Raw genomic sequence first — 7664 nt, forward strand, 5'->3', positions numbered from 1 at the left:
GCCGTTGAGAGGTGCTCAGACTAGGCACGTCAGCTCAGCGTCAGCGCCGTGTCGTCGATCACGAACGACGTCTGCAGCGAGGCGTCCTCCACGCCGGTGAACTTGAAGGTCACGGTCTGGCCGGCGAGCGAGGACACGTCGAACGTCTTGAGCGCGTAGCCGGAGGCGGCGTTGACGTTCGAGAACGTGCCGAGCGTGGTGCTGCCCGCGGTGACGGTCAGCTTGTCGTAGACGGTGCTGCCGGTCTCACTGGTGTCGATGTGCAGGTAGAACGTCAGCGAGGCCTTGCAGCCGGACGGGATCGCCACCGACTGGGACAGCGAGTCGGTGTGCGACGAGCCGTAGCCGTTCAGCCACGACGACCAGGTGCCGGTGCGGGCCGGTTCGCCGTTGGAGCTGTGCTGGCCGATGACGCCGGACGACGCCGTCCACGAGGCGGTACCGGACTCGAAGCCGGGGTTGACGATCTTCTGGCCCGAGCAGGTGCCGCCGCCGGTGCCGACGGTCCAGCTGAACGACGCGCTGCCGCTCTTGCCGGCGCTGTCCTGGGCGGTGACGGTGACGTTCGAGGTGCCGGCGGTGGTCGGGGTGCCGGAGATCGTGCTGCCGTTCAGCGACAGGCCGGCGGGCAGACCGGTGGCGGACCAGGTGTACGGGGCGGTGCCGCCGCTCGCGGACAGCGGCAGCGAGACCGCGGTGCCGACGGTGCCGGACTGGTTGCCGGGGTTGCTGACGGTGACGGTGCCGGTGGCGCTGCACGTCGGGTCGGCCGACTGCGCGGGCACGCTGACCGCGTCCCAGGCCGCCTTGACCGTGTTGAACTCCGCGCAGCTGCCGGGGTAGAGGTTCTTCGCGGCGGTCAGCGTCCAGGTGCGGTACTTCAGGTACGAGCTGCTGGAGGTCTTGAGCAGCATGGCGTTGTAGAAGATCTTGATGGCCTTCTCGACGCCGAGACCGGTGATCGACGTGTTGTTGCACGTGGTGCTGGTCGGCTGGCCGTTGGTCGGGTTCGTGCCCTGCGAGAGCAGGTAGAACCAGTGGTTGCCGGGACCGGCGGCCGCGTGCACCTCGGTGTTCGGGATCGAGGACGAGTAGCAGTTCGCGTGGCCCAGCGCCGACGGGTTGTACATGTTGCGGATCGGGCCGCTGCCGACGAGGTTGATCGTCTCGCCGACGAGGAAGTCCGGGGTGTCGTAGGGCGACGGCTCGTTCGCGTACCACTCGGTCGTGGCGCCGAAGACGTCCGCGACGAACTCCTGCGTGCCCGCACCGGAGATGCCGCCCGGCGTGTGGTCGTCGATGCCGTGGCCGAGCTCGTGCGCCACGACGTCGACGGAGCCGATCCACTGGCCGGCGGTGTTCTTGCCGATCTGGACCTGGCTGCCGTCGTAGTAGGCGTTCTGGTCGTTCAGGCCGACGCGCATCGGCCAGCCGCCGCCGTTGCCGTCGAAACCGTTGCGGCCCAGCCACTGCGAGAGCATCTTCGACTCGGTCTGCGCCGCGAACAGCACGTCGACGCAGCCGGTCTCGCGGTTGGTCGCGGTGCCGTTGCCCCAGGAGTCGGAGGTCTTCGTGAACGTCGTGTTGGTCGCCGCGTCCTGGCAGCTCACGTTGGTGAGCGTCGGGTCCTTCATCGAGTAGTTCGAGCCGGACTGCGTGGTGGCGATGGTGACCGGCTTCGGGCCGTTCCACGCGCCGTTGCCGGTGCCGTGCATGACGCGTTCCTGCTTGCGCAGGACCTTGCCGGTGGCGGCGTCGACGACCACGTCGAGCTTGCTCGGGCCCTCGGAGTCGCGGCCGGTGACCGTGACCTTCCAAGCGAGCTTCGGCGCGGAGTCGAGCGCGTAGACGACCTGCGAGGCGGCGCCCACGCCGTCCACAGTGGACATGGCGGTCCTGGCGGTGGCCTCCGCCTGCGCCTTGGTGACCGACGCGGTGGTGCTCGCGAGGTCGATCGTGGTGTCCTGGCCGACGGAGGTCTGCAGGACCTGGCCGGTCGAGTCGGTGACGACCACGAAGTCGCCGCCCACGACCGGAATCCCCTTGTAGGTCCGCTCGTAGGGGACGTACTTGAGGCCGTTCGTCGACGAGATGACGTTGTGGCGGACGAACGCGTCGTTCGCGCTGGCGTGCAGCTGCGCGGGGCGGCTGTCGACGAGGCTCGCGGCCGCGTCCACGGCCAGCGCCTCGGCGGTCTGACCGGGAGGCTGGGGCTGGGCGGCGGCGGTCTGCGCGCCCGTCTGGGTCAGGACCGCGGCGGCCAGTGTTCCTGCCGCGGCCAGCACGAAGGTGCGTCTGGCTTGCATTTGTTCTCCTCGTTGCAGGGCGAAGACACCGGCCCTCGGTTGCAGGGGGAGCCGGTGGTTCGTCGAGGTGAATGTGGTGGCGGAGCAGGGAAAGAATGAGTTCCCGGGCGATCGTTAACAAGGACTAACTTATTCACACCTAACTATTCGATCGCATTTGTGGGAGTTGGTGCCGCACATTCCTTTGTAGGGCTTGTCGCCCGGTTTGCCCCGAGAGGTCGTAGTCCTCCAACGGGAAGCTGCGCGCCGCGCGCCGGGCGCCGAACGTCGAGGTCGGCCGCAGCAACGTGGCCTCGCCGTGCTGGTTGAAGTAGTAGCTGTGGGCCGTGGCGCACCGGCCGAGCGAGAAGACGGAGTTCCCGGTGACCTTGGCGCGCATCCGTTCGAGGAACTCGTCGTTGGCGCGTTCGGTCACCTCGAAGACCGTCGCGCCACGCGCGCGCATCGCCGTGAACAGCCGGCGCATGTGCGTCATCTGGCACTCGATCGTCGTGAAGTACGACAACCCGCTGTAGGAGTAGGGACTGTTGAGCGACAGGTGGTTCGGAAAGCCCGGCACGGTCACGCCTTCGTAGGCCTGGAAACGGTTCTGCCGCCACCACGCGCCGAGGTCCCTGCCGTCGCGCCCGATCACCGGGAACGCGGGGAAGTTGACGTCCCAGAGGTCGAACCCCGTTGCCAGTACGAGGACATCGATCTCGGTGCGGCCGTTCGCGGTGGTCACGCCGGTGGCGTCGATGCCGGTGACGGAGGACGTTTCGAGGCGCACGTGCGGTCGCGTGAACGTGCGGAAGTAGTCGTTGGAGAACGTCGGCCGCTTGCAGCCGAACGAGTAGTCCGGCGTGAGCTCGCGACGCAGCTCCGGATCGCGGACCTGGCGGTGCAGGTGTGCGCGGCACCACCACTCGGCGAGCCGGTTCGCCACCCGCAGCTGCCGGTAGTGCACCACCCCGGAGATCATCATCAGCTCCAGGACCGCGCTGCCCAGCCACCGCACGGCCCGCTGCGCGAACGGCAGCCGTGCGAACAACTTCCGCACTGGCGGCGGAATCGGGTGGTCGGGCTTGGGACTCACCCAGATCGGCGTGCGCTGGTACACCGTCAACGCCGACGCCTCGCGTGCCAGTTCGGGGATCAGCTGCACCGCGGTCGCGCCCGTCCCGATGACGGCCACCCGCTTGCCGCGCAGGTCCGTCGGCCGCCAGGCGGCGGTGTGGAGCACCTCGCCGCGGAACGTGTCGATGCCTGCGATGTCCGGCTTCCTCGGCATCGACAGGAACCCGGTCGCGGTCACCAGGTACCGCGCGCGGAACGTCTCCTCGCCGGCCGCGACCTCCCAGTGGTCGTCGCGCCACCGGGCACCGGTCACCGCCACCCCGAACCGCATCGACGGCCGCAGGCCGTACTTCTCGGCGACGTGCGCGGCGTACCGCTTGAGCTCCTCGCCCGGCGCGAACAACCGCGACCAGTGCGGGTTCGGCTCGAACGAGTAGGAGTACGTCGGGGACGGGATGTCCACGGCCAGTCCCGGATAGCGGTTCACGTGCCACGTGCCGCCGAGGTCGTCCTCCCGTTCGAGGACCAGCAGGTCTCCGAACCCGAGCCGCTTGAGCTCGATCGCCGCGCCCATCCCGCCGAAACCCGCTCCGACGATCACCGCGTCGTGCATGCCGACCTCCGAACGGAATCGCGTGTCAGTTTCGGAACCGTATGTCAGTTCTCCGTGTGATCACAAGACTCCGCAGGTCATAGACTCAGCCGCATGAGTGCCGAACCCGTCAGCCGCGCCGAGCGCAAGAAGCAGGAGCTGCGCCGCGAGATCATCGACGCGGCCTTCGACTGCTTCGCCGAGCGCGGCTACCACGCCACCGGCATCGCGGACGTCGCCACGCGGCTCGGCATCGGCCACGGCACGTTCTACCGCTACTTCCAGAACAAGCGGGACATCGTCGACCACGTCGTCGACGACCTGGTCGCCCGCATCACCGGCGCGCTCACCGCCGAGAACGCCCCGGACGCCGTGTCGACGCTCGACGAGTACCGCGAGCAGTCCGCCCGCATCGGCGAGGCGCTCGGCCGCATCTTCGGCGAGGACCCGCGCGTCCCGCGCCTGCTGCTGTTCGAGGCGCCCGGCATCGACCGGGCGATGGCCGACCGCGTCCTCGACCTGTTCGACCTCGCGGCCGGGCTCACCGCCGCCTACCTGACGCACGGCGTCGAGCTCGGTTACCTGCGCGCCGACCTCGACGTCGGCAACACCGCCAGGGCCATCAACGGCATGATCCTCGGCACCGCGATCTCGTCACTGCGCACGCCGGAGGCCCAGGTGGCGCAGAGCGAGGCCCTGCGGCGGCTGATGTACGACGGGATCGCCGCTCGTTAGCCGAGCCAGGCCCGCGCGGCGACGACCAGTGCGTCCACGCCGGTGGTGATCGTCGGTTCGAGGTCCGGCGCGAACTCGGGGGAGTGGTTCATCGGCACGGCCCTGCCGGGCTCGTGAGCGCTGAAGTCCGTGCCGCCGAGGAACCAGAACACGGTCGGGATCCCCGCTGCCGCACCGAAGTCGCCCACGTCCTCGCTGGCGTTGACGACCGCGCCGGGGATGAGGTTGTGCGCGCCGAAGTGGCCGGCGAACGCGGTCATCGTCCGCGCCGTCGCGTCCGGGTCGGACACCAGCACGGGCATGCCGTCGTACCAGTCGAAATCGGGCTCGCGCGGCGCTCCCGACGCCTGGGCCTCCGCGCGCACGATCCGTTCGATGGCGGCGCGCAGGATGCCGCGGATGTGGTCGCTGAACGCCCTGATGTTGATGCCGAGCTCGGCGGTCTCGGGGATGACGTTCTCCTTGAGACCCGCCTGCAGCCGTCCGACCGTGACGACCGCACGCTCACTGGGTGCGATCTCGCGCGAGACGATGCCTTGCAGGCGCACGACGACATGCGCCGCCATCAGCACCGGGTCGACCGCGGTCTCCGGCGAGGACCCGTGCCCGCCCCGCCCGAACAACGTGACGCGCACCGAGTCGGACGCCGCCATCACCGGCCCGCTGCCGTGCGCGATCATGCCCGCTGGCAGCGGCGCGACGTGCTGCGCCAGCACGACCTCGGGCTTGCCGAACCGGTCGAACAGCCCGTCCTCGACCATGTTCCGCGCGCCGACGCCCAGTTCCTCCGCGGGCTGGAAGACCACGAGCAGCGTGCCCGTCCACTCCTCACGGGTCCGCGCGAGCCGTTCCGCCGCACCGACCAGGCACGTGGCGTGCATGTCGTGCCCGCACGCATGGGCGACCGGCACGTCCTCGCCGTGCGCGTTCGTGGCGCGTGCCGTTGAGGCGTAAGGGAGTCCCGTCGTCTCCTGCACGGGCAACGCGTCGATGTCCGCACGGAGCAACACGACCGGACCGTCGCCGTTGCGCAGAACACCCACCACTCCGGTGCCGCCGACCTCGGTCGTGACCTCGTACCCCAGCGGGCGCAGCGCGTCGGCGAGCACGCCGGCCGTGCGGAACTCCTGCAGGGACAGCTCGGGGTGGCGGTGCAGGTCGCGGTACAGCTCGTGCAGGTCGGTCATGCACGCGATCCTGTCACCCGCCGGTGATCTCCGCGGCCGGGAGTGCGGACAGGACGGTCAGCGCGCGCACGAACGCCTCACGGTCGGACGCCGGCAGCTGCGCGAGCACGCGGTCCTCGTTGCGCTGGATGTCGGTCTGGACCGCGGCGTGCTTGCGGCGGCCCTCGTCGGTGATGGCGACGAACCGCGCACGCCGGTCGGACGGGTCGCGGGTGCGTTCCAGGAGCTCGGCGTTCTCCAGCTCGTCCAGCACGGCGATGATGCGGCTCTTGTCGGCGCCGATGAACTCCGCCAGCGCGGCCTGGGTGCGCACCGGCTGCCCTTCCAGGGCGTCGAGCACGACGTAACCCCACATGCTCAGCCCGTGTGCGCGCAGCACCGGCAGTTCGGCGGCGATCAGCGCCCGCTGCAACGGCGCGATCATCGCCGCGAGGTCTCGTCGCCGGGCGTCCACGAACCGGATGATAGCGACCTTGCGCCTTTCGTAAGCTCATGCTTATCGTAAGCGAGTGCATATTAATGAGCTGCTGGGTCGCCACCGTCGCATGGTGGAGGCCAGCGTCGACATCGTTTCGCGGGTACGGACCGACGACCTGAGCCGGGCCACGCCGTGTTCCGAGTGGACGCTCGCCGACCTGCTCGCCCACATGACCGTTCAGCACCACGGTTTCGCCGCCGCCGCACGAGGTCTCGGCGACGACCCGGCGGTGTGGCGCAGCCGGCCGGCCGGGCCCGCCGAGTACGCCAAGGCAGCCGAGGACGTGCTCGCGGCGTTCACGGACCCGATGCCGGAGTTCGACCTGCCGGAGTTCGGGGCCCGTTTCCCGGCCGCGCAGGCGATCGGCTTCCACCTGGTCGACTACGTGGTGCACGGCTGGGACGTGGCGCGGTCGCTCGGCGTCGGCTACCGGCTCGACCCGGACGTGGCGGAGGTGGCGCTGCCGATCGCGCTCGCGGTGCCCGGCGGGGAGGCGCGACTCGTGCCGGGAGCGGCGTTCGGGCCCGCGTTGGCCGCGAAGGGCGACGCGGACCCGCTGGACCGGGTCCTCACGCTGCTCGGGCGGTCGCCGCAATGGCGCTGTGCAGGCGAAATGGGCGCGTTGGTAACGGATTCATAACCGCACCCATCCGTCATGGCGAGGACGCCGAATCACGAGCAGCAACCGCTCGATCACTCCTTGGAGATGTCCCGTCATGAACAAGACCGTCCGCAGCTCCGTCCTGGCCGTCGGCGCCGTCTCGCTCGCCCTGTTCGGCGCGGCGTGCGGTTCGGGTGACATGGCCAGCAGCGGCTCCAGCAGCAGCGCGCCCATGACGTCGTCCTCGATGGCGCCGTCGACGTCGGCGATGGCCGACCCGGCCAAGGACCTCGTCGGCCCCGGCTGTGCCGACTACGCGAAGCAGGTCCCGTCCGGTTCCGGCTCCGTCGCGGGCATGGCCGCCGACCCGGTCGCCACCGCCGCCAGCAACAACCCGCTGCTCAAGACGCTGGTCCAGGCCGTGTCCGGCCAGCTGAACCCGAAGGTCAACCTCGTGTCGACGCTCAACGGCGGCGAGTTCACCGTCTTCGCGCCGGTCGACTCCGCGTTCGCCAAGATCGACGCCGCGACCATCGACAAGCTCAAGACCGACGACGCCCTGCTGACCAAGATCCTGACCTACCACGTCGTCCCCGGCCAGATCTCGCCCGACAAGATCGTCGGCGACCAGAAGACCGTCGAGACCGGCACCGTCAAGGTCAGCGGCACCAAGGACGCGCTGAAGGTCAACGACGCCAACGTGATCTGC

The 7664-nt window shown here is 69.7% G+C and carries 7 protein-coding genes; 3 read left to right on the top strand and 4 right to left on the bottom strand.

Features of this window, described 5'->3' with window-relative positions; genetic code table 11:
• Positions 1-29: 29 nt before the first annotated feature.
• Complete coding sequence (locus VF330_RS28215) at positions 30-2306, bottom strand: M4 family metallopeptidase (RefSeq protein ID WP_330854715.1); 2277 nt, start codon at positions 2304-2306, stop codon at positions 30-32.
• A gap of 139 nt (positions 2307-2445) precedes the next feature.
• Positions 2446-3975 (bottom strand): NAD(P)/FAD-dependent oxidoreductase, encoded by a 1530-nt coding sequence (locus tag VF330_RS28220; protein WP_330854716.1) that lies wholly within the window; start codon positions 3973-3975, stop codon positions 2446-2448.
• Positions 3976-4068: 93 nt separating this feature from the next.
• On the opposite strand from VF330_RS28220, the gene VF330_RS28225 reads away from it, so the two are divergent.
• Positions 4069-4689 (top strand): TetR/AcrR family transcriptional regulator, encoded by a 621-nt coding sequence (locus VF330_RS28225; protein ID WP_330854717.1) that lies wholly within the window; start codon positions 4069-4071, stop codon positions 4687-4689.
• Here the strand turns inward: VF330_RS28225 and VF330_RS28230 are convergent.
• Both VF330_RS28230 and VF330_RS28235 read right to left on the bottom strand, forming a co-directional pair.
• Positions 4686-5876, bottom strand: coding sequence for an amidohydrolase (locus VF330_RS28230; RefSeq protein ID WP_330854718.1), 1191 nt, complete (start codon positions 5874-5876; stop codon positions 4686-4688). The genes VF330_RS28225 and VF330_RS28230 overlap by 4 nt on opposite strands.
• Before the next feature lie 13 nt (positions 5877-5889).
• Positions 5890-6330, bottom strand: a complete 441-nt coding sequence (locus VF330_RS28235) for a MarR family winged helix-turn-helix transcriptional regulator (protein ID WP_330854719.1) — start codon at positions 6328-6330, stop codon at positions 5890-5892.
• A 91-nt stretch (positions 6331-6421) separates the two neighbouring features.
• Here VF330_RS28235 and VF330_RS28240 point away from each other — a divergent pair, with 91 nt between their 5' ends.
• Together VF330_RS28240 and VF330_RS28245 are read left to right on the top strand one after the other, a co-directional pair.
• Positions 6422-6994, top strand: a complete 573-nt coding sequence (locus VF330_RS28240; protein WP_414675469.1) for a TIGR03086 family metal-binding protein — start codon at positions 6422-6424, stop codon at positions 6992-6994.
• Between the two features lie 76 nt (positions 6995-7070).
• A partial coding sequence (locus VF330_RS28245) for a fasciclin domain-containing protein (RefSeq protein WP_330854721.1) occupies positions 7071-7664 on the top strand: 594 nt, incomplete at its 3' end.

The organism is Lentzea sp., assembly GCF_036380075.1.
In the GTDB taxonomy this organism is placed as follows: Bacteria; Actinomycetota; Actinomycetes; order Mycobacteriales; family Pseudonocardiaceae; genus Lentzea.

Coding starts and splice junctions, on each gene's coding strand:
- VF330_RS28215 (WP_330854715.1), bottom strand. CDS start 2,306: ATGCAAGCCAGACGCACCTTCGTGCTGGCCGCGGCAGGAACACTGGCC.
- VF330_RS28220 (WP_330854716.1), bottom strand. CDS start 3,975: ATGCACGACGCGGTGATCGTCGGAGCGGGTTTCGGCGGGATGGGCGCG.
- VF330_RS28225 (WP_330854717.1), top strand. CDS start 4,069: ATGAGTGCCGAACCCGTCAGCCGCGCCGAGCGCAAGAAGCAGGAGCTG.
- VF330_RS28230 (WP_330854718.1), bottom strand. CDS start 5,876: ATGACCGACCTGCACGAGCTGTACCGCGACCTGCACCGCCACCCCGAG.
- VF330_RS28240 (WP_414675469.1), top strand. CDS start 6,422: ATGGTGGAGGCCAGCGTCGACATCGTTTCGCGGGTACGGACCGACGAC.